Here is a 20,500-nt window from a genome sequence, read left to right on the forward strand (position 1 = left end):
GCGTTCCCTCAAACGAGGGTACCTATCTGTGGATTTACGGCTCGGTGTTCTCGGCCACATCGATGTCTGCGCCCGCGTCGTCCCACGTGGTGGGTGCCGGCACCGACGAGTCGGCGATGACCTGGCCACTGGCCTCGTCCGCCATGTCCATGTAGAAGAGGTGTCGGTCAAAGTAGTTGATCACGTCCTGGATGACCTGGTCCGTGTTGTACGTGATCACGTTGTGGCCGCGTGTGCCACGGGCGTTGAAGACCTCGACGCGGTAGAAGTGCTCCTGGCCTTCCCTGGCGTTGGTGGCGTAGCTGGGCACCTCGTAGGCCAGCGGGTAGAGCTGGTACTTGAACTCGTCGTGGTCACTGAACGCCATAGTCAGGTCGATGAACGGCAGGCCGGTGTCCGCGTTGACGTCCTTGACGAGGTGCACGTCGCTGCCCAGGTGCTTGAGCTCCGCGGCGACTTCTGCCATGGCGGGAGAGGCGATGTCGTTCATGAAGGCCACAGCATCGTCGCGGGTGGGGAAAGAAACGCGGCGGGCGAGTCGTTCCCTCCAGTCGCGGTCGTCGTCTACGACAGCAGTGCCCGTCATCGAGCGGGACACCAGCGCGCGCGTCGCGGAGTCGGCGGCGCGTTTCTCGGCGCGCAGCACCTTCGCGACAGACGCCATGAGCAGGTACATCACCACGGAGAACGGCAGGCCGATCAGGACGGTGGCGGCTTGGAGGGTGTACACGCCGTCGACAAGCAGCATGGCCAGGGTGAGCGCGCCGATGATGACGGCCCAGAAGATGCGCAGCCACGGAGCGCCGTCGGAATCGCCGCGGGTGGCGTACGAGGTCATATTCGCCATGACCAGCGCGCCGGAGTCGGCGGAGGTGACGTACAGCAGCAGGCCGACGATGACGGACAGGCCGATCAGGAAGGTCGCACCCGGGTACTGCGACAGCAGGTTGAAGTAGCCGGATTCGGGGACCTCCACGGCCTCGTTCAGGAAGGCCTCGTCGCCCGCCTGGAAGTGCGCCAGCGCGGAGTTGGACAGGATGGAGATGAACAGCAGGATGAATCCCGGCGGGACGATGAGCACGCCGATGATGAACTCACGCAGCGTGCGGCCGCGAGAGATGCGGGTGAGAAACAGACCGACGAACGGCGCCCACGCGATCCACCAGGCCCAGAAGAAGATCGTCCAGTCCTGCAGCCACTGGTCCGCCGGGTAGTCGGCGGCGCCGCCGGTGTAGCCGAAGGTGGCGAAGAGCATGTGCGGCAGCTGCCCGATCGAGTCGCCGGCGTTCTGCACGAGCTGCTTGAGCAGGGTAGGGGTGTCGCCCGCGAGGAGGATGTAGAGCAACAGGCCCAGGGCAAGGAAGACGTTGGTCTCGGAGAGACGTCGAATGCCCTTATCGACGCCTGAGACTGCCGACACCGTCGCCATTGCCACCGACACGATGATCAGCGCGATCCAGACAGTCAGGTTGTTCGGGATGCCGAACAAGGCGGTCAGTCCGTAGTTGAGGAAGACGACGCCGATGCCGAGCGAGGTGCCGATGCCGAAGATTGTGCCGATGGTGGCCACGACGTCGACGGTGTCGCCGGCAATCCCCTTGACGCGCTTGCCGAAAAGTGGGGCGAGCGCGGAGCGGATGGACAGCGGCAGGTGGTAGCGGTAGGCCGCCAGGCCGAGCGCCACGCCCATCAGGGCGTACATGGACCAGCCGGGGATGCCGTAGTGGAAGATGGTCCACCCCGGCGCCATCTGCGCGGCGGCGTCGGAAAGCGGCTCGCTGTCCGGCGGGGTCAGGTAGTTGACGGCCGGGCCGGAGATGGCGAAGAACATCAAATCCACGCCGATGCCGGCGGCGAAGAGCATCGATGCCCAGGTGAACAGGCTGAATCGCGGCCGCGAGTGGTCGGGGCCCAAGCGGATATCGCCGAATTTACTCAAGGCGACTGTGAGCACGAAGATCACGATGAGCGCGGCGGTGAGGACGTAGTACCAGCCGAAGGTGCGGCCGATCCAGTCCATGGAACCGAAGATCACGGTCTCGGCCTGGTCGGGGAAGATCGCGGACCACAGCACGAAGGCGATGATCAGGATGCCGGAGGCGATGAAGACTGGTTTGTTGACGCGGGAGTAGCCCTTGGCGCCCAGTTCTTCGTGGGCCTCGTCGTGGAAATTCTCCACGACGATCCCGTCAGTATTGTGTTTTTGTTCACCTTTAGTTTTTGCAGGGGCTGAAGCTCGTGCGCGCGACGCGTCGGGGCTCACTGTTGCTCCTTCATATTCATTTGAGAAAACGGAAAATGACAGGTGTCCTGCGCCGTGTGGGCGCACAAACACACCACAATAGCGATAAGGCGAGCGCTTATCGGTGCTGAACCGTAGACTGTTTTAGGTCTGACCGCGAAATTTTGTAAAGGATTGCTCATGTCTACTCCGTACAACCCTGAGAATTCCTCGAACCCGGACTACGGCTCCACGCCGGATTACGGTGCGAACCCGTCGACCTCCGGCGCCGATAACTCCAGCTCCGGCGCCCACGCCGCACCGGGCAATTACGGTTCCTCCGATTCCTTCGGTTCCTACGGCGCATCCAGCACTGGTGCGGCATCGACCGGCTTCGGCGCATCCAACACCGGCGCTGACGCCACCGAGACCTTCGGTGCCGCCGGCTCGTCCTCCAGCAGCCAGGACAGCGCCTCCGCTACCGGTTCAGGCGCGATCAACTCCGGCTTCGGTTCCTACGGTGCTGCCGACACCACCGCTGCCGGCAGCGGCACCGGTGCAGGCGCATCCGCGACCACCGGCGGCTTCGGCCAGACCTCCCAGCAGCCGACCTACGGCGACCAGTACGGCCAGCAGCAGTATGGCCAGACCACCCAGTTCGGCCAGACCACCCAGTTCGGCCAGGGCCAGCCTCAGAACCAGGGTTTCGGTGGCGGTGCCTTCTCGCAGGACGCACCGGCCGCTGCTGCTAAGAAGAAGGATGGCTTCTTCGGCGCACTCTTCGACTTTGAGTTCCGTCGCTTTATCACCATCGACTTCGTCAAGGTCCTGTACATCATCTACCTGGTCTTCGCTGCCCTGATGTGGGTCGGCGGCCTGATCCTCGCATTCACCGGCTTCACCGAGGGCGTCGGTATCGGTCTGCTGATGCTCTTCGGCTGGCTGATCTTCGGCACCCTGTGGGCGCTGTTCCAGGTCGTTATTTCGCGCGTGATGCTCGAGGTTCTCGTCTCGGTGGTCCGCATCGCGCAGAACACGACTGAGCTGGTGGACCAGGGCGAGGCACGGAAGTAGCAGCCTTGCGCTGACCCGCAGCGCACTGCACCAAACCGAACCGCCCCGCAACCCCGTAAGGACAAACAGTCCGCTCACGGGGGAGCGGGGCGGTTTTCGTGTGCGCCGCTAAAATTTGTGACCGTGACGTTCATCATCTTGCTCATCGTGATCATGCTGGCGGTCATCGCGCTCGCGGAACCGTTGGGGGAGCGCATCGGGGTGGTCGCTCCAGTACTTCTGCTTGTCCTCAGCGCGGCGGTGGCATTCGTGCCGCAGGTGCCGGAGGTGGTCATCGACCCGGAGATCATTCTGGAGTTGATCCTGCCGCCGCTGCTGTTCGCGACGGCGATGCGCATGCCGGTGCACGATTTCCGCCGGAATTTCAGTTCGATCTTCCTGCTGGCGGTCGTGCTCGTGGTGCTCACGGCAGTGTCGGTGGGCTGGGTGATCCACCTGATCGTCCCGGCGATCCCGCTGCCGATCGCGATCGCGGTGGGTGCCGTGGTCAGCCCGTCGGACGCGGTGGCTGTGGGCATTGTGAAGAAGGCGGGTGTGAATAGGCGCATCATCGCGATCCTGGACGGCGAGGGCTTGATCAACGATGCCTCCGCACTGGTCACCCTGGGCACGGCGCTGCTGGCGGCGCGGTCCAAGGTGACGGCGGGGGAGGTGCTGGCCAACTTCTTCTGGGCGGTGGCCGGCGCGGTGATCGTGGGCCTGCTCGTCGGTCACGGCGCGATGTTCCTGCGCCGGTTCGTCCACCATCCGACATCGAACACGGTGCTCTCGCTGGCCATCCCGTTCGCGGCGTTCCTCCCGACGGAGGAGATCGGCGCGTCGGGCCTGGTGGGCACGGTCGTGGCCGGTCTCGTGGTGGCGCGAAAGAGCGTGGGGGTGCTGGGGCCGTCGGTGCGCATGTCCGACGCGCAGACTTGGGACACGCTCGGCCTCGTCCTGGAGTCGCTGGTCTTCGTGCTGATGGGCTTGCAGATGCCGCACCTGATTGACGACGCACGGGCATCTGGCTACACGTTCATGATGTCGTTCACCGTAGCGATGGCCTGCTGGGCGACGGTGCTCGTGGTGCGCACGCTGACAGTCACCCCGATGATGTACGTGATGCGCTCGCAGGCGGAGCGCACGCTGAAGCGCATGGAGCGTCTCGACGTTCTCGACAGCCGCATCCAGGAAGTCTCCGCCGACCCCCACATGCAGGACGAGCGTGCGCAGCGCCGCCTCAGCTCAGCGCAGCAGACAGTCAGCCGCCGCTACGGAGACGCGCGCTATTTCGCGGAGAAATCGCTCGGTTTCCGCGCCGGCGCCGTCATCGTGTGGGCGGGCATGCGCGGCGCGATCACTCTGGCCGCGGCGCAGACGCTTCCGCACGACACGGAGGGACGCGGTTTCCTCGTGCTCGTCGCGTTCATCGTCGCGGGCGCATCGCTCATCGTCCAGGGTGGCACGCTGGGCTTGCTTGTCGACGTAGTCAACCCCGGGCAAGACGAGCCGAGTTCGTGGGAGGAACGCCAGCGTCAGCGCACGCTGCTCCGCGACGCGGCGACTGCCGTGCCGGTTCCGGCGGATCTGGAGCGCGCTCTGCGCTACGGCGGCCTGTCGGAGGAGAAGATTCACGCGGCGAAGGTCGAGGACCTGCTCGGCGTGCTCCGCAATCCACACGGTTTCAGCGCGGCCGCCGACGAGGAGGAAGAGGTGGACCTCAAGGCGATTCCGCAGCAGCTCGCGGACTACGGCATCGCGCGCGTGAAGGCCCAGCGCGAGGCACTCGTCGCGGACCGCGACGCCGGGCGTATCGACGCCGACGATTTCTCCTACCAGCTCCGCCGCCTCGACGGTGCTCAACTGTCCATCGAGGCCCAGTCGGAGAGCTTCCTGCGCACGGGCATCATGGGCGGGAACGAACCGGCCAGGGAGGAAGAGGAGGTCAGCGGTTAGGATCATCCGCCGAAGACCAACTCGGTCCGCGGCGGATGCGGATGGGGCCCTTCACCGTCTCCAGATCGACCGTCTGCGAGCCCTGGGTGACGATCACGGTGCCCTCAGACACCAGTTCCCCTGCGGCAGCCCGGACTGGGTCCATGAGGTCGCGCCACCCGTCGGGCGTGCCAAGCGCGCGTGCGACGTCGGAGGGGCAGATGGACGACTCCGGTTTGCGGGAGCTGAGCAGCTCGATGATGCCGCGGCGCAGTTCCGCTGCGGATGGGCGAGTGTCAAACACAGCGGCTAGACGCCCCGGGCGATGTCGATTCCGGCGCGGATGAGCGGAATCTGCAGCGGAAGCCGGCCCAGCGAGATGATCTGCCTGTGCCAGGGCTTGTCCCGCCACAGATAGGCCATGTAGAAATTGCCCGGCCACACCAACGTGAACAGCGTTGCGGCCGCGAACCCGCCCGCCTGACGCGTTGCCGGGTTAGCCAGCAGCGCAGCGGTGGCAAGCTCAGCTGCGCCGGAGGTATACGTATAGGTGCGTTGGCTACCGGGCAGTTGCGGCGGCACGATGCCGTCGAAGGACGCAGGCTTGAAGAAGTGGAGGGCACCCGCCCCGGCGAGCAGCGGGACGAGGGATTTCTTCACCGCACGATCGAGGCGGTCGGTATTGCCAAAGCTCATGGAACCAGCATAGGCGCGATCAGCGCCAGAGATCCGAGGCGTTCACACCGAAGGAGTAGAGGGCCTTCCGGAGAAGTGGCAGGGACAGGCCGATGACGGAAGTCTGGTCGCCCTCGATGGAGTCGATGAACCAGCCGCCGAGAGCCTCCAGGGTGAAAGCGCCGGCGCATTCGAGGGGTTCGCCGGAGCGGGCGTAGGCCTCGATATCAGCGTCGGTGGCGTCGCCGAAGTGGATGCTGGTGGACACGGTGTCCACCACCCACTCGCCCTTGTAGCCGATGGCGTGGCCGGTGACCAGCTCGGCGGTCTGGCCGCGCTGGGCGCGCCAGCGGCGGATCGTCTCCTCCACGGTGTGCGGCTTGCCTTTCAGCTGGCCGCCGAGCAGCAGCATGGAATCGCAGCCGACCACGATGTCATCGGGGTACTCCGGAGCCACTGCATCAGCTTTGGCGCGGGCAAGCGCCGAGACCACGTCCGCCGGGGGAGAACCTGCCAGAGACGAGATGATCGCATCCTCATCCACGTGTGCCGGGTGTTGGATGGGATCCACTCCGGCGTTGTGCAGGATCATCCGACGGGACGGGGACTGGGAAACGAGAACGAGGCGCATTATCAGTAGAGAACCTAAAGCAGGACGCAGAGCCTAGAACAGCGTTTGCGAGTTGAACGCGGACGGGTTGAACACCACCGGGCCGTGCTCGCGCGGGGTGGGGCGGCCCCACAGGTTGCGGTGGCCGCCGGAGGTGCGGGCCTTGGCGGCCTGCTGCAGGTCGGTGAGCACCTGGGTCAGCGCGGCGAGCTCCTCATCGGTGGGCGCGCCTTTAACGACGGTGAACAGTGGTTGAGCCGTGGGCTGGGACATCGCAGGTGTGACCTCCTTACAGGGTGTGATAAAGAAAACAGGAACTTAGAACGGGATATTGCCGTGCTTCTTCGGGATCGAGTAGACGACCTTGCGCTCCAGCAGGCGCAGCGCTTCCAGCACCTGGGTGCGGGTCTGGGACGGCTCGATGACGATGTCGACCAGGCCACGCTCGGTGGCCACGTACGGAGTCATGGTGGTCGTGGCGTATTCGTCGACGTCGACGGAGAGCTGCTCGCCGGCGGTGGTGGCGTCGGCAAGCGCGATCTGCGCGGTCGGCCATGCCAGCACGATATCGGCACCCAGGTCCTTCGACCCCATGGTCACGTACGACGGGCCGATTGCGCGGCGGAGGATGACGGTGACCTTGCCCACCTGTGCCTCGGCGTACGCGAAGGCGAGCGCCGCACCGTGCGCGGCGGAACCGAGGTGCTCTTCCTCCTCCGACGGGTAGAAGCCGGGGGAGTCGACGAACTCGACGATGGGGATATTGAAGGAATCGCACACGCGGATGAACCGTGCGGCCTTGCGCGCAGCGGCGTGGTCGAGGCAGCCGGCGAGCACGCTCGGCTGGTTGGCTACGATGCCCACCGCACGGCCGGAGATGTGCGCGAAACCGGTGACGATATTGTCCGCGTACCCGCGGCTGAGCTCCATCAGGCCCTTGTCGGTGACGCGGGTGATCACTTCGCGGACGTCGTAGGACTCCGCGTCCGAGTTCGGGATGAAGGTGTCCAGGTCGCCGGTCTCCGGCTCGGTGGAGCTCTCGTTGATGGGGGAGGCCGCGCGGTTATTCTCCGGCAGGAAGCCGACCAGGTCGCGGACGGTCGACATCGCCTCGAGGTCGGTCGGGGCGACCAGGTGCGCGATATTGGTGATCTTGGAGTGCACGTCGGAACCACCCAGGGACTTCGCGGTGGCCACGCGCCGGGTCACCTTCGTCACCGCACTCACGGACGTCAGATGCATGGTCGCGTCCTTGACCATCACGGTGATGTCGCTGACCGGCACGAGCAGCGCCGCCAGCGACGCGACCTCGCCCGCCACGACGGAGATCTGCGGCACCACGCCGGACGCTTCCGTCGCCTTGCGCAGGATCTTCGCCGACATCGCCGCGGTGACCACGCCTTCCTGCAGACGCCCGCCGGTCGAGTCGTGGATCGCGATGACCGGCACGCCCGTCTTAATAGCCAAGTCGTAGATTTTCAGGATCTTCTCGGCGTAGACCTCGCCCATCTGACCGTCGAAGATGGAGGAGTCGTGGGAGTAGACGGTGACCCGTCGGCCGTCGATAAGCCCGTAGCCCGTGACCACGCCGTCGGTCGCGGGCTTGGTGCGCCCCATGCCGTAGTCCTCGACGCGGTGGCGTGCCAGGGCATCGGTTTCGACGAAGCTGTCGTTGTCCAGCAGCGCCTCGACGCGCTGGCGTGCGGTGGAGATTCCCGCCTCGCCCGCGGCGCGGGTCGCTTCGCTGCCCATCGGCTCGCGCGATTCAGCGAGCCTGTTGCGCAAGTCTTCGATTTTGCCAGCGGTCGTGGTCAGGTCGGGCTTCTTGTCGGTCATAGCGCTCCACTTTACGGGCTCACAGCTTCTTCATCAGGTTCCACACCGCCTATCGGTCCGCGCGTCCCCAATGTTTCGCGAAGCGCTTATCGACGCCCCACCACGCCGCCCCCTAGTCGTAGTGGCCGAGCAGGAATTTGTTGCGGGGCTCATTCCAGTGGCCGCTGAAGTCCTTCGCATTGCCGCTCAGCGGCACCATCGTGCCATCGCGCGGCTCAATCGTTGCCGTGTAATAGGCGGTGATGCCCTCCGCGGTGGAACGGGTGCGCTCGCCCCAGGTGAAATCGACGGAGCCGTCGGGGTTGGCAGTCACACTTTCGACCTGGGTGAACAGGGTCATTTCGTCGATAGGTTCGCCGTGGACGTAGAACGCGATGCCGTTGGTCATCGAGGCGCCTGTCTGCGCGGGGTGGTCGGCGTCGCCGAGTCCGCCGCGGAAGATGATCCAGCTGACCGGGGCGCAGGGGTCGTAGTGGTTCTCAATATCCCCGATCCAGAAGTTGTAGTCCTCCCAATCCTCCGCCGGCATGCGTCCCGGCGCACTTCCGTCCGGATACTGGTCGCGCGGGTCCTTGGGCAGGGAGGCGCACTTTTCCTTCTTCTTGGGTGCGTCCTTCTTCGGCTTCTCCGCCTTTGATTCTTCCGCCGGAGCTTCCTTGGTCACCACCTCCGTGACCACTTCCTCCGCCGTATCCTCCTGGGTTGGAGCCGCAACCGTGCTCAGCGCAGGCTCCTCGAGATTCCCGGACGTGGAGCAACCCGCAGCGAATGCGGCGACAGCGGCGAGGACAGCGATGACGGGGGCGCGGTGGGTTCTCATGGGCAGGAGTGTAGCCCGGCGGCGCAACCAGTTCAGGCCAAAACCCGGTGGAGAGTCCCTCAAGAGAAAGCGAGGTGTGCCTCTACTGTTTAATTGACTCATCCAAGTACGGCGCTTATCGACGAAAGGCCGCTCATGTCCACTGCTTCCGGCACCCCAACCCCGAATTCGTCTGACAGCGGCACCGACGACCTGCCGGAGCTGCACAGCGAGGAGCACCTGGAGCAGGCCCGCGAGGAGTTCGAGATGGACCACCTCTCGGACGCCGACCGGGAGTACATCGAGGAGCAGGCGGCGAGTAGCGACGTCCCCGACGGCTCCGTGATGTCCTGGGCGCTCACGCTCTTCGGCACCGCCGTCGGCGCCGGCATTTTGTTCCTGCCTTTGGACGCCGGCACGTTCGGCTTCTGGCCGCTGCTGATCGCTACGTTGTTCATCGGCCCGCTGGTGTTCTTCTCCCACCGCACCTATGCGCGCATTGTTTCCGGCTCACCGATGCCCGGCTTGGACGTCCTGCAAGTAGTCACCGCGCTCACTGGACGCACACGCGGCTTCATCACGGCCCTGGTGTATTGGCTGGCGGTCTATCCGACGGTGCTGATCTACGGTGTGTCCATCACCAACACCATCGATAGCTTCATTGCCAACCAGTTCGACGGCCCGGAGATCAGCCGCTGGGTGCTGGCGCCCATCTGCGTGGGCATTCTCACCGGCGCATTCGCATTCGGACAGAAGGCCACCCTGGCCATGGCGAATTTCCTCGTCTACCCGCTCATCGTGGCGCTGGCAGGTGTCTCGCTGTACCTGATCCCGCGGTGGGACATCCAGAGCTTCATGTCCTACCAATCCGACACCCCGCTCTGGCAGTCACTGCTCCTACTCCTGCCCGTCCTGGTCTTCTCCTTCAGCCACATGGCCGCCCTGTCGCAGTTCGCCCTGGATGTGCAAAAGAAGCATGACGACGACGTCGCCGCAACCGAGAAAGACGTCACCAAGATCGAGCTCATCGCCGCGGCCGCGCTAGTGCTGTTCACCATGTTCTTCGTCTGGTCGTGCGCATTCGCTCTCGGCGCCGACGGTCTCGATGCCGCGGCGGAGCAGAACATCCCCGTGCTGTCTTACCTGGCGAACGAGACCGGCACCCCGCTCATGGCCTGGTTGAGCCCTATTGTGGCCATTTGCGCGATCGCCTCGTCCTACTTCGGCCACATGATGGGCACCGAGGAGGGCACGACGTACCTGCTGCGCGTCGCCGCACCGAACTTCGCCCAGCGCGTCAGCGAGAACGCCCTGCGCTGGGTGATCGACCTCTTCGTCTTCGTCACCGGCACCCTGATCGCGGTGTTCAACCCGTCTATCATGACGCTGATCTCCGTCGTCGGCGGCATCTTCGTCGCCTTCTTGGTCTACATCGTCCCGTCGCTGCTCTTCCGCCAGGCCACCGCGTACAAGCACTACGCCAACCGCCCCGACACCATCTTCGTCGGCGTCATGGGCATCGTGATCGTCGGCGTGACCATCTGGAACATGGTGCGCTAACGCCCGAGTCAGCGGGAAACCTCCCCAGGCAGTCACAACCCCCACTCCTCGAAGGCCGCCCGAACCACAGGGTGGCTGCCGAATTCGGCCTTCAGCGCGCGGACTTCTGCTTCCCAATCGATGCGGACATCTTCTGAGCCAGCGGCCTTTTCCACCGTCTTGCGCAGCATGACAATCCGCTCCGTGATTCGGGCAAGCGATGCACGCTGCACTGCCTCCGATCCCCGCACAACTGATCGTGAGAGTTGCTGGCGGATATTCACGAAGATCACGCCCACTGCCCATACCGGGTCGTATTTCATACCGACGGCCGACGCGAAATCCTCCGCCATCCTTGCACTGGGACCACCGGTGGTGATGACGTCAAAGCCGATGTCGAAACGCTCAAACCACGTTGCCGCCAGCAGTGTGTAATCCGGATTCGTAGCGACGTCTTCCACCGACTGGAGCGCGAACACCGCCTCAGCGAAGTCCACGCCGGGCGCACGGATGAAGTCGAGGAAGTACTCCAACGACGGGGCCGCGAAGAACCAGTAGCGGTGGTACATCCGCATTCCGTCATCACCGAAGTATTTCGCTGCTGCTTCATAAAGCACCTCGGGGGAGAACACAGTCGGATCGTTCGCGGATAGAGCATCCGTGACCAGCTTCTCCGCGCCTACATCCATCCCGTTGCGCGGGAGTGTCGGGAAGTTTGTGTGTGAGGCTCTGATCTAGAAGGAGTTTCACCGATAATGACTACGGTGTCACCGAAGAAAGGCCATGACCCGGCGAGGGTCAACGAGATCAGCGAGAAGCTGATGGAAAATCCTGAGCTGGCCAGCTTGATCAGCGAGCTGTCGACGTCCGCTGATGATGCAAGCGACCTGGTCAAAGGCCCGCTGCAGGCATCGATCAACGCTGGTCTGCAGGCAGAGATGGATGCACATTTGGGCTATAGCCATTCCGACCGCAAGGCCAAAGCCCAAGTGGAAACCGCGCAGGAGAGCAATCACCGCAACGGGTCGTACACCAAGACCGTCAATTCTGGCTACGGCGCAGTGGAAGTGACCGTGCCCAGGGACCGTGTCGGCACGTTTGCACCGAAGATGGTGCCCAAGGGAGCACGCCGGCTGACAGAGCTCGACGACATGATCGTCTCGCTGTATGCCGGCGGGATGACAGTGCGCGATATTCAGCACCATCTCGCAACCACGCTTGGGGTGGATATGAGCCCGGATACGATCAGCACGATTACCGATGCGGTGTTAGACGAGGTCATGATCTGGCAAAACCGCCAGCTCGACGAGTTTTACCCGGTGATCTTCCTCGACGCACTACGAGTCAAAATCCGTGACGGTCACCGCGTGGTCAACAAAGCCTGCTACATGGCTGTTGGCATCGACATCGACGGCATCAAGCACATCTTGGGATTGTGGATCGCTGATAATGAAGGCGCCGCATTCTGGGCATCGGTGTGCGCGGACCTGGCCAACCGGGGTGTCCAAGACGTGTTCATCGTCTGCTGCGACGGGCTGAAAGGTCTACCGGAAGCCGTGGAGGCAACCTGGCCAAATTCTATGGTGCAGACCTGCATTGTGCACCTGATTCGGGCTGCGAACCGGTGGGTGTCCTACCAGGACCGCAAATCTGTCTCCCGGGCGCTGCGTGAGGTCTACACGGCCGCAAACGAGGACACCGCCCGTGCCGGCTTAGACGCCTTCGAGGCCTCAGAGTTGGGCCAGAAATACCCGCAGTCGGTCAAAGTCTGGCGCGACGCCTGGGAGCGGTTCATACCGTTTCTGCAGTTCCCGCTTGCGGCACGGCGGGTGCTCTACACCACCAACTCGATCGAATCGCTCAACGCTTAAACTGCGCAAAGCCACCCGTAACCGGGGCCAATTCCCGAACGATACTGCGGCACTGAAGACGCTATGGCTGATGATCTGCAACATCGAGGACAAGCGCGCTGCCCAGCGAGCGAAGAAAGCGAAACGTGACATCGAATGCAACGGCTATATTGAAGGAGCGAAAGCCACCGGATGGAAACAAGCCATCAACCAACTAGCCGTGGCGTACCCCGACCGATTCGCGGACTACTTGTAACCCAAGCCCCCGCACACAAACAATCGGACACTCTCCCGCGACTTCTTCCCCAGATGGCTTCCAGGCTGGCGTTGGCGCACTCGCGGATCAAGTCGCGTTCGAATTCTGCCAGGATGACCGGACATACTATTCCAATGGATTTCATCTACCAGGACTACGCCCTGGAACCCCTCGGCCAGCTCTGCATCGACCTCGCCAACAGCGTCAACGAGCTGGCTCGCAGCGGACGAGCAATTACTGACGACGAACGCGCCAACATCAATGAAAAACTAAAAGCCACCGAGCCGGGAACCGCTCGGTACGAAGTCGCAAAGCTGCCAGACGACCAGAGCACCCTAGTCGCACAATCTGCCGGGGGAGCTCTCCACGCTATCGGACATATCCTCACCACTGGCGTGACAGCACCCTTAGCCCCTGCAATCCTCGCTCGAACTGCAGTAGAGAACTCTGCAGTTCTGAGCTTTCTCTGTGAGCCCGCCGATCATCTCGCTCGCGTCACCCGTGCCGTAAACCTTCTGGATAAGACTCTCAGAGAAGACGGGGCAATGAAAGCTGAACATCCCTTCTCGCCCATTCGTAATGAATTCCTTCCAGTCCAGAGCATCCTCGGGCAGATGGGATATATGAAGTCCAACGCCGCCCCGAGCGGCTACCAGAATCTGGCCGACAACCACCTTTCTCCAATGGATGGAGGAAGGCTCTACTCGGAGTTGAACAAATACGTCCACTCGAATCTGTTGACCCAACTAGCAATGGCCACTTATGCGGACCATAGGCCATGGTCCAATCATTGGAGGACGTATGACTTCGTTCTCGCTACTGCGGGCATTGTCGCCTACTCCACGAGCATGATGGAGCCTCATCGCAGCGGTAACCCCCAAGACTTTCACGCAGCCGCTCATCAAGTGACCCAGCGGGTTATGGTCTTTAATTCGGACTCACGGTTCCAAAGCCAGTAGCAAGCCACCTGACCCCTGTGCCTACTGGGCGCGAGGATCATTCTCTACTGTGAGACGCTGGGTGACGGCTTCATCGTCCAAATAGTAGTTAATATGGGCGCGGGGAAAGTCGAAGAACTGCCCCCACCCCTTCCCGTTCGCCAGGGGGTTTCCGCCCCATTCAAAGTGAAGTGTCCTGGGTTTAGTTCCGATCATTTCTAGAGAAGGATTGGAATCATGCCAAGGAAGTACAGTGACGAGTTCAAGGCCAAGGCAGTGCGTTTGGCTGAGGACCTCGTGGAGCTCGAAGGGTGTTCGAAATGGGGTGCAGCCGTAGAGATCGGTGAAAAGCTCGGCATTCCAGCGCACACGCTCAACGATTGGTTGAAGCCGAATATGGTCTCGTCCGATGTTGAGATTGGCGCCGGCGAGTCAACGGCTGACGAACTGAAGCGGCTGCGGAAAGAGATTAAGGAGCTACGCAGGGCTAATGAGATCTTGAAAACCGCGTCAGCTTTTTTCGCGGCGGAACTCGACCGTCCCACCAGAAGATGATCGAATACATCGATGCGTATCGCGATCGCTTCGGGGTCGAGGCTATCTGTCGCACATTGAAAGAGACAGAATGTGGGTTCATCACCTCTCGCGGTTACCGAGCAGCGAAAACACGAGCGCCGTCGGCGAGGAGTTTGTCAGATGCGCTGCTTATTCCTGAATTGGTGAGGGTCTACGAGGACAACTTCAGCGTCTACGGGGTCCGCAAGATGTGGAAGGCTATGCAGCGCGCCGGCTGGAACATCGGTCGTGATCAGACCGCGCGTTTGATGAAGCAAGCTGGCATTTACGGCCGCAGGCGCGGCCGCACACCGATGACAACGCTTCGGGCCAACGTGCCGGATTGCCGCCCTGACCTGGTCAACCGAGACTTCACTGCCCCCGCACCGCACCGGTTGTGGGTCGCTGACATTACCTATGTGCGCACCTTGTCTGGTTTTGCCTACACCGCGTTTATCACGGATGTGTACTCCAGAAAGATCGTCGGTGTCGCGACTCGGGCGAGCATGCGTACCGATGAACTGCCGCTGGAGGCCTTTGAGCACGCCCTGTATCACGCTGGTGATCTTCGCTCAGAAGGGCTTGTCCACCACAGTGACCGCGGCTCGCAGTATGTGTCGATCCGTTACGGTGAAGCGCTCGCCCAGGCGGGTATCGATCCGTCTGTCGGCACCGTTGGCGACTCCTATGACAACGCGTTGGCTGAAACGGTCAACGGGCTCTACAAAACAGAGCTGATTTATCCCCACCGGCCGTGGGCATCGGTCGGTGAAGTCGAGATTGCCACCCTTCGCTGGGTGTACTGGTGGAACAACCAGCGACTTCATCAATCCCTGGGATATATTACTCCACAGGAGATGGAGGACGCTTACTATCAACGGTCAGGCGCTCAAACGTTGGGCGTTAAATAAGCGGAACGAAAACCAGGACACTTCAAAGCGCACCCCGACCCCTAGAATGTAGTACGCACAAGTGCTAGCAACTACCTCCTTCGTGTGCTCGTCCTGGATCCCTATGTGTGGGGAAATCCAAAGCTCGTAAGGGAGTATCCCGCGACGTATCTGCTCGTTGCACACCACATTCAGCCGCACATCGTTCATTTCTGCGCCACCGTTGAGGAAGTTCACCATCGACTCCGGGACTGGCACACCATTAGAAACCATCCGGCATCCAAAGTGCTTGATGAAGTACCGAGCCACGTTCAACATCTCGGAGCGCCACTCCCCGCCAAAGATGTCAGGAAACGACACGTAGCCGCGATCATGAATCTCAGGTGTGGTCGCTATATACTCCGCGAACTTGTCGTAGGACAAGTCAAAGACTTGGGAGTGCTCGTTATTGCATTTTTCGCACAAGGATGGCTCGAACTTCAGCACTCTGTGCCGGTCGCGGTTGATCGCATTGCAGCCTTTGACGTCCCTCCGTGTGCCGTTGTCGTCCATCCAGACGATTGCGGCGGGATCATCTTTAAACATGACTCGGCGGAGGTCGGAGGCCTTGAACTTATGTTCTTTGGAGTCGGCGGGGCGCTCTTTGCACCACCAGCAGGTCACCTGGGAATCTAGGTCATTCACGAAGAAACACTATAAGGGGATGAACCTGCCCCTTTGGTCCCATCTTTCGACCCCGTAACAGAGTAATGCCATGATGAAGCATACCCACTGATTCCTCAGGTCTAGGCTATGCCCGGCGCATGTGTGTCATGATGCGCCTCAACGGTGACGGACCGCTCGTGTCGCGACGACGAGGCCAAGTTCGGTCCGTTCGCGAACGAGTTTTACGGCAGCGACAAAGCGGTCTGCAGCCACAAGCGCATCGACCTCTGCCCCCAACGGCTCCGGAAGCAGAACGGGAACGGGCTCCGGATTAGGTCCCCGACGGAAGAAAAAGTTCATTGGCGTAACTCCACCCTATAATCCTGGTTTTCGTTTTCGGAAGCCTCTTCATGACTCTTGCGCAACGGCGGGACGTGCCTGGCCATCAACTGTTGTTTTGGGGTACACCCCAATAGGGCAGTTTTAGAATTTCTGTCGCCCAAGCGTGGTCGAGTCCCTGCGGCAGCGGCCTTTCACAACTTCATAGGCGGTTCAGTTGATGCCGGTGAGGAAACCTAGAGAGGCCCTAGGAGCGCAGGAGATGAGCTTATTAAAGGCCGAAGGCGCCGCCGCTGAGGAGGATGAAGATACCCAGGCCGATCAAAACGATCGGGAACAGCACATGCTCCCAGCGTTCGAGAACCTCCGCGATGGGCGGACGGGTGGCCACGAACTTCGCCAACAGGACCGCATTCATCCCCTCTGGGAGCCCCTCCTCAGTGGCATCGACGCGCTCCCCTTAGACAGGGTGATTCCGCCCGGATCCTCACCCCCGTCGCCAGGTTGGATTAGCGACAAGGAGGGAGGCGCAAGGGACTTCGCTAAATTAGGACCAGCTTTTTCGAGGATCTTCCCGTGCTACCTGTCGTACCTGACTGTCGACCATGGCCCAACCGGGGTAACTCTCGTCAATGGCTCTGAGCACGGCAAGCATGTCGTTGAGTCGGCTTCGCATGTTGGTCTGCAAGAGGTTTTCTTGGTGTGACACCCTGTTGCGCAAATGCGTCAATCGCTCGAACTTCTTGCCGATGTCCTCTCGCGAGCGGTCTCCAGGATCGACGTTGGGAAAGGCTCTGTGCAGGCATTCCCTCCACAATATTTGGGCATTTGGCCGATGGACCGGTAGCGCCTCTCCCAGCAGATTGGACCAGTTGCCGAGTGTGAGCTGGGCTACAACATCATCGTGGTTGAGGGGAGCGTTCTTGCGGGCGTGTCCGTGGTGTCGACGTCTCGACTCTTTCCTCGCCCACTTCCTGGCCTGTCCCATGGGGCGGTTGAACATGGCATATAAGAGTTCCGCTGATTGGTTCTCGAGGGACCAGTCTCTGTGGCCGCATTCCTTATCGTTCCAGTCTTGGAGGGTGCGGTTCATGGCATTGCGTGTAAGGACCTCGAAGTAGGACAGCTGGGTGTGGAGAGCGCCTGCCAGGCGGGTGTTCCATCGGTACAGCTGTACTGCCTTTTCTGTGTCTTTGCTTGCAGCCAGGTAGTACGTCTCGAAGCGGGCTGCTCCGAGCATGGCGTCTAGTTTGTCTTTGCTCCTCATGGAGGTTGATGCTATCCTTGATGTAGTGAGCGTCGATGTAGATCGACGCACCGTACCCCACGACCCCGGGCCTGGTGCTCGGGGTTGTTGCATTCTGGGCGCACGGGGCGGTGAAGTGGACCTGCCTATCGTCTTGATTAGACACCGTTGTCCGGGTCTACGCCTCCTCGAGGTGCGCTCCTGGAGCGGCCAGCAGCACATTCCTGATCTCCTCTGCATTGAGGTGAAGTCGACCGCCTCGGTCTACGGCCTTACGCCAGATGGGCTTGAACTCCGCCAACATGGAACGGTATGTGGGGAGCATCTCGCTGTGGGAGTTTCCTCGCGTCTTCTCAAGGAATTCCCTTTGCTCTTCCCAGCGCCCCGTCCAGACAAGATAGTCGACGTATCCACTAAGCCTTGACTCAAGATCGATCTGGCCGTCAAATCCTTGGAATGTTCCGTAGTGCTCAGCATCGACGACGCCGATCTGTTGCCAGCCACTTTGTCCCAAGTTGCGAACGCTGAACTTGATCACCCTGAACATGTCGAGGATGTCCCATGCGAGCCTGCACTCATCGTGGCTCAATCCTTTGTCGGTGCCAGCAAAAATTTGGTGGTACTCACCCGCGTACCCGCGTTCCAAGGCTTCGACGGAGTGGCGGAAGGATTCTTCGTCATACAGCTCGGTGGGCAAGTCTCCCTGGGAGGCCAGAAGGAGCTGATACCCCAGCGCCAACGTCTTACGCTCCGCCGCGTTGAGCGATACCTCTTGGATTGGCTCCCTCCTAACCTGCCCCGCATGGGTTTCGATGAGTTGTCGTAGATAGTCGCTCTGGGTCTGCCCCTTCTTCTGCGCTTCAGCGGAGATGAGGTTTTTCAGTTCGACCGGGATGCGAATGGTTATAGATTGCATGGCCCTCCTAAGGCTGCACTCGTGTCTTACGCCAAAGAATACGCGCTTACATGGGATCGAGCAACGCTGTCCCCTTGGAGTACACCCTGTAGAACATAATTCCCCTTGTTGGGGCTTCAGTGTCTTCGCGAATGGCACGAAAAGAACATATGGCGTATTTTTTGTGTCATGAAGGGTGCAGAAGCGGCGGAGGTGGTGGGGGATCTGGCTTCCCAGCAGTGGGGTCTGGTCACCACCGCCCAGGCCACGGCCTGTGGGGTTGATCTGCAGTCTCTGCGGCGTTTGGTTACGCGCGGGGTTCTCACCCGCGTCAGGCACGGGGTCTATGCCACCACCGGGACTTCTCCCTCTGCGGAACTCGAGGTCAAGGCGCATTGGCTCGCGCTTCGCCCGGAGCTCATGGCCGCCGAGCGCACCGGTGATCCACACCTCGCCGCAGAGGCGGTGGTTTCGCACACGACCGCCGCGGAGATGTGGGGGATGGGTGATTTGTGGCCGGACGGGGCACATTTCACGGTGCGGTCGCGACGCCGCAGCCGACAGTCGGGCGTCCGGTTCCACCGCGCCGATCTGGGGGATGATGACTGGATGCTTCACCCGGTGTCGGGCCTGCCGGTCACGACGGCGGCCCGCACCATCACCAATCTCGCTGACGAGGGTCACGAACCCGGGTATCTGCTCGACCTGGTGGCGGACGCCGCCGGCGCCTCCCTGGTGGAAAAGTGGGAGCTTCTGGAGGCTCTGACAGGGAAAGAGGAGGCCTTCGACCTGCCTGCGGGGGATGCGGCGGGGTTGGAGGATGTGCTGGGGGAGTATTTCCCGGCCCCCGAGTTGGACGGGCGGATGCGCGCGGCGATCGATGAGGCGGTGCGTCCTCTCCGGGAGCAGATCGACACCCTCATGCGGTCCCTGGCTCCGCGGGTCACCGTGGGTGAGGAGGTGGCGAAGATGGTGGCCGGGACAGCTCTGCCACCCGGGTTTACAGCGGCGCTCCAGGAAAAGATCGCAGCCGGCAAAGGTGCAACACCCCTGGATCTTATTCGCCCCACAGAGTGGGAGGACGAATGGAACGACGAACTACTGGATTTGTTGAGGATACTCACTAGAACGGTCGAGCTTGGTGTACAGCAGATCCAGCTTCTCGAGGAGATTGTGCAGAGCGAACTCATCACAACCGAGCAGCTTCCCTCGCCCACGGATGCTGAACGAAAGGTGCCGAAGACAATCAAACGGGGCTACGGCCAGACTTCGCTCACCTTTTAGTACTACTGGTGGATTTCGGTTTTGGTGGGGGGATTAACGCCGCCGGCTTCGGTTTTTCCGTCGAGGAGGTCGTTGACTACTTCCCGATGGTGAAATGGGTCGATGGTGCGGTAGAGAGGAACCAGTCACCTGGAAGAGATCGATCCAGTCGCTGGTGTGCAATCTGGGAGGTAGGGTCGCGGGGTCGATTCCTCGCGAGCGCAACCATGATTGTGTTTCTGAACGTGATGAAAACAACCCTGCCCTTCGGAGAATTTCCCCTATCCCGCGTCCCCGGGCGGTGAAAACGGTGTGCACCATCGCCTGAAAGGCTTTGCGCTGCTCTATCGGAATCTTCGGGTCACCCACCCGGCGGATCACTAAGATCCCCCCGTCAACGTTTGGCTGTGGCCGGAAAGCAGACCTTGGTACTCGGGAACCAAGGTGAAATGTGAACCATGGGGACCACTGAGCGGTCATCATCGTGCTTGCGCCTACCCCGGCCCGGCGGCGAGCGACTTCCCACTGCATGAGGAGTACAGCGTCAGTCCATGCCGGCGCATGCAGCAACTTTCGAAGAATGGCAGTGGTGAGGTGAAAGGGAATGTTTCCCACGATGACGCAGGGGGTGGCGGGTAACGGGAAGTTAATGAAATCATCATGGACCACTTCGACCGCCGCCGAGGAGGTTTCTTGTGTGAGTTTGGCAGCTAGTTTTGCGTCCACTTCAACTGCCGTTATTGCCCTCCCAAAGTGGGCCATCGGGTGAGTGAGGGCACCGCTTCCTGGTCCGATCTCAATGATGGGGCCGGAGGTTTGTTTTACAAGGTCGATGATGGAGTTGATGATCTTGTGGTCGGTGAGAAAATTTTGGCCATGTTCGTGACGGCCGTGTCCGTATGCAGACATCAGGTGTGCTCCGTGGAGTTGAAAGGGAGCCGGGCATGGCAAATGG

The 20,500-nt window shown here is 61.6% G+C and carries 18 protein-coding genes and 2 pseudogenes; 7 read left to right on the top strand and 13 right to left on the bottom strand.

The window, feature by feature from the left end; all coding sequences use genetic code 11:
- Positions 1-34 precede the first annotated feature (34 nt).
- Positions 35-2,179 carry a choline BCCT transporter BetT gene (betT, locus tag CAPP_RS02230; RefSeq protein ID WP_076599226.1) on the bottom strand — a complete coding sequence of 715 codons (2,145 nt, stop codon included), beginning with the start codon at positions 2,177-2,179 and terminating at the stop codon, positions 35-37.
- 243 nt (positions 2,180-2,422) lie between these two features.
- Here betT and CAPP_RS02235 point away from each other — a divergent pair, with 243 nt between their 5' ends.
- Entirely contained in the window at positions 2,423-3,295 is an 873-nt protein-coding gene (locus CAPP_RS02235; protein WP_084560577.1) for a DUF4282 domain-containing protein, read from the top strand.
- Between the two features lie 123 nt (positions 3,296-3,418).
- Positions 3,419-5,230, top strand: a complete 1,812-nt coding sequence (locus tag CAPP_RS02240) for a cation:proton antiporter (RefSeq protein WP_143313868.1) — start codon at positions 3,419-3,421, stop codon at positions 5,228-5,230.
- On the opposite strand, the gene CAPP_RS02245 is transcribed toward CAPP_RS02240, so the two are convergent.
- The 6 genes from CAPP_RS02245 to CAPP_RS02270 all read right to left on the bottom strand — a co-directional run bounded on the left by CAPP_RS02245 (position 5,220) and on the right by CAPP_RS02270 (position 9,150).
- Positions 5,220-5,513: a DUF3253 domain-containing protein gene (locus tag CAPP_RS02245; RefSeq protein WP_076599228.1), complete on the bottom strand. Its 294-nt coding sequence runs from the start codon at positions 5,511-5,513 to the stop codon at positions 5,220-5,222. The two genes, CAPP_RS02240 and CAPP_RS02245, sit on opposite strands and share 11 nt — an antisense overlap.
- 5 nt (positions 5,514-5,518) lie before the next feature.
- Complete coding sequence (locus CAPP_RS02250) at positions 5,519-5,905, bottom strand: DoxX family protein (protein WP_076599229.1); 387 nt, start codon at positions 5,903-5,905, stop codon at positions 5,519-5,521.
- A 19-nt stretch (positions 5,906-5,924) separates the two neighbouring features.
- Entirely contained in the window at positions 5,925-6,515 is a 591-nt protein-coding gene (locus CAPP_RS02255; protein ID WP_076599230.1) for a Maf family protein, read from the bottom strand.
- Between the two features lie 33 nt (positions 6,516-6,548).
- Positions 6,549-6,767, bottom strand: a complete 219-nt coding sequence (locus CAPP_RS02260) for an acyl-CoA carboxylase subunit epsilon (protein WP_076599231.1) — start codon at positions 6,765-6,767, stop codon at positions 6,549-6,551.
- A gap of 45 nt (positions 6,768-6,812) precedes the next feature.
- Complete coding sequence (locus tag CAPP_RS02265; protein WP_076599232.1) at positions 6,813-8,330, bottom strand: acyl-CoA carboxylase subunit beta; 1,518 nt, start codon at positions 8,328-8,330, stop codon at positions 6,813-6,815.
- 112 nt (positions 8,331-8,442) lie between these two features.
- Entirely contained in the window at positions 8,443-9,150 is a 708-nt protein-coding gene (locus CAPP_RS02270; RefSeq protein WP_076599233.1) for a hypothetical protein, read from the bottom strand.
- A 93-nt stretch (positions 9,151-9,243) separates the two neighbouring features.
- Between CAPP_RS02270 and CAPP_RS02275 the strand changes: the two genes are divergently transcribed.
- Positions 9,244-10,689 carry an amino acid permease gene (locus CAPP_RS02275; RefSeq protein ID WP_234958847.1) on the top strand — a complete coding sequence of 482 codons (1,446 nt, stop codon included), beginning with the start codon at positions 9,244-9,246 and terminating at the stop codon, positions 10,687-10,689.
- 32 nt (positions 10,690-10,721) lie between these two features.
- On the opposite strand, the gene CAPP_RS02280 is transcribed toward CAPP_RS02275, so the two are convergent.
- Positions 10,722-11,357 carry a hypothetical protein gene (locus CAPP_RS02280; RefSeq protein ID WP_076599235.1) on the bottom strand — a complete coding sequence of 212 codons (636 nt, stop codon included), beginning with the start codon at positions 11,355-11,357 and terminating at the stop codon, positions 10,722-10,724.
- A 66-nt stretch (positions 11,358-11,423) separates the two neighbouring features.
- On the opposite strand from CAPP_RS02280, the pseudogene CAPP_RS02285 reads away from it, so the two are divergent.
- From CAPP_RS02285 to CAPP_RS02295, 3 genes and pseudogenes are all read left to right on the top strand, one after another.
- Positions 11,424-12,774: pseudogene (locus CAPP_RS02285) on the top strand (IS256 family transposase).
- A 134-nt stretch (positions 12,775-12,908) separates the two neighbouring features.
- Positions 12,909-13,733 (top strand): hypothetical protein, encoded by an 825-nt coding sequence (locus CAPP_RS02290; RefSeq protein WP_076600051.1) that lies wholly within the window; start codon positions 12,909-12,911, stop codon positions 13,731-13,733.
- 216 nt (positions 13,734-13,949) lie between these two features.
- Positions 13,950-15,178 (top strand): IS3 family transposase gene (locus CAPP_RS02295; RefSeq protein ID WP_290173111.1). Its coding sequence is split into 2 segments (ribosomal slippage): positions 13,950-14,226 and positions 14,226-15,178, totalling 1,230 coding nucleotides; the frame shifts between segments, so codons are not numbered across the junction.
- On the opposite strand, the gene CAPP_RS02300 is transcribed toward CAPP_RS02295, so the two are convergent.
- The 4 genes and pseudogenes from CAPP_RS02300 to CAPP_RS02315 all read right to left on the bottom strand — a co-directional run bounded on the left by CAPP_RS02300 (position 15,149) and on the right by CAPP_RS02315 (position 18,303).
- A complete protein-coding gene (locus CAPP_RS02300) occupies positions 15,149-15,841 on the bottom strand; it encodes a hypothetical protein (RefSeq protein ID WP_143313942.1) in 693 nt (230 codons plus the stop codon). The two genes, CAPP_RS02295 and CAPP_RS02300, sit on opposite strands and share 30 nt — an antisense overlap.
- Positions 15,842-16,412: 571 nt before the next feature.
- Positions 16,413-16,550 (bottom strand): annotated as a pseudogene (locus CAPP_RS02305) (cadmium resistance transporter); the annotation flags it as partial.
- Positions 16,551-16,688: 138 nt separating this feature from the next.
- Positions 16,689-17,408: an Abi family protein gene (locus tag CAPP_RS02310; RefSeq protein WP_084560790.1), complete on the bottom strand. Its 720-nt coding sequence runs from the start codon at positions 17,406-17,408 to the stop codon at positions 16,689-16,691.
- Between the two features lie 157 nt (positions 17,409-17,565).
- Complete coding sequence (locus CAPP_RS02315; protein WP_076600015.1) at positions 17,566-18,303, bottom strand: YfbU family protein; 738 nt, start codon at positions 18,301-18,303, stop codon at positions 17,566-17,568.
- 168 nt (positions 18,304-18,471) lie between these two features.
- Between CAPP_RS02315 and CAPP_RS02320 the strand changes: the two genes are divergently transcribed.
- A complete protein-coding gene (locus CAPP_RS02320; protein ID WP_076600014.1) occupies positions 18,472-19,566 on the top strand; it encodes a type IV toxin-antitoxin system AbiEi family antitoxin domain-containing protein in 1,095 nt (364 codons plus the stop codon).
- Between the two features lie 33 nt (positions 19,567-19,599).
- Here CAPP_RS02320 and erm read toward each other — a convergent pair whose 3' ends face one another.
- Positions 19,600-20,454 (bottom strand): 23S ribosomal RNA methyltransferase Erm, encoded by an 855-nt coding sequence (gene erm, locus CAPP_RS02325; RefSeq protein ID WP_076600013.1) that lies wholly within the window; start codon positions 20,452-20,454, stop codon positions 19,600-19,602.
- Between the last annotated feature and the right edge of the window lie 46 nt (positions 20,455-20,500).

This window comes from Corynebacterium appendicis CIP 107643 (assembly GCF_030408415.1).
GTDB classification, from domain to species: domain Bacteria; phylum Actinomycetota; class Actinomycetes; order Mycobacteriales; family Mycobacteriaceae; genus Corynebacterium; species Corynebacterium appendicis.

Excerpts from the sequence above, each read along its gene's own strand:
- CAPP_RS02260 (WP_076599231.1), bottom strand. The coding sequence starts at position 6,767 with ATGTCCCAGCCCACGGCTCAACCACTGTTCACCGTCGTTAAAGGCGCG.
- CAPP_RS02290 (WP_076600051.1), top strand. The coding sequence starts at position 12,909 with ATGGATTTCATCTACCAGGACTACGCCCTGGAACCCCTCGGCCAGCTC.
- CAPP_RS02280 (WP_076599235.1), bottom strand. The coding sequence starts at position 11,357 with ATGGATGTAGGCGCGGAGAAGCTGGTCACGGATGCTCTATCCGCGAAC.
- CAPP_RS02310 (WP_084560790.1), bottom strand. The coding sequence starts at position 17,408 with ATGAGGAGCAAAGACAAACTAGACGCCATGCTCGGAGCAGCCCGCTTC.
- CAPP_RS02235 (WP_084560577.1), top strand. The coding sequence starts at position 2,423 with ATGTCTACTCCGTACAACCCTGAGAATTCCTCGAACCCGGACTACGGC.
- CAPP_RS02315 (WP_076600015.1), bottom strand. The coding sequence starts at position 18,303 with ATGCAATCTATAACCATTCGCATCCCGGTCGAACTGAAAAACCTCATC.
- erm (WP_076600013.1), bottom strand. The coding sequence starts at position 20,454 with ATGTCTGCATACGGACACGGCCGTCACGAACATGGCCAAAATTTTCTC.
- CAPP_RS02250 (WP_076599229.1), bottom strand. The coding sequence starts at position 5,905 with ATGAGCTTTGGCAATACCGACCGCCTCGATCGTGCGGTGAAGAAATCC.
- CAPP_RS02265 (WP_076599232.1), bottom strand. The coding sequence starts at position 8,330 with ATGACCGACAAGAAGCCCGACCTGACCACGACCGCTGGCAAAATCGAA.
- CAPP_RS02320 (WP_076600014.1), top strand. The coding sequence starts at position 18,472 with ATGAAGGGTGCAGAAGCGGCGGAGGTGGTGGGGGATCTGGCTTCCCAG.
- CAPP_RS02270 (WP_076599233.1), bottom strand. The coding sequence starts at position 9,150 with ATGAGAACCCACCGCGCCCCCGTCATCGCTGTCCTCGCCGCTGTCGCC.
- CAPP_RS02255 (WP_076599230.1), bottom strand. The coding sequence starts at position 6,515 with ATGCGCCTCGTTCTCGTTTCCCAGTCCCCGTCCCGTCGGATGATCCTG.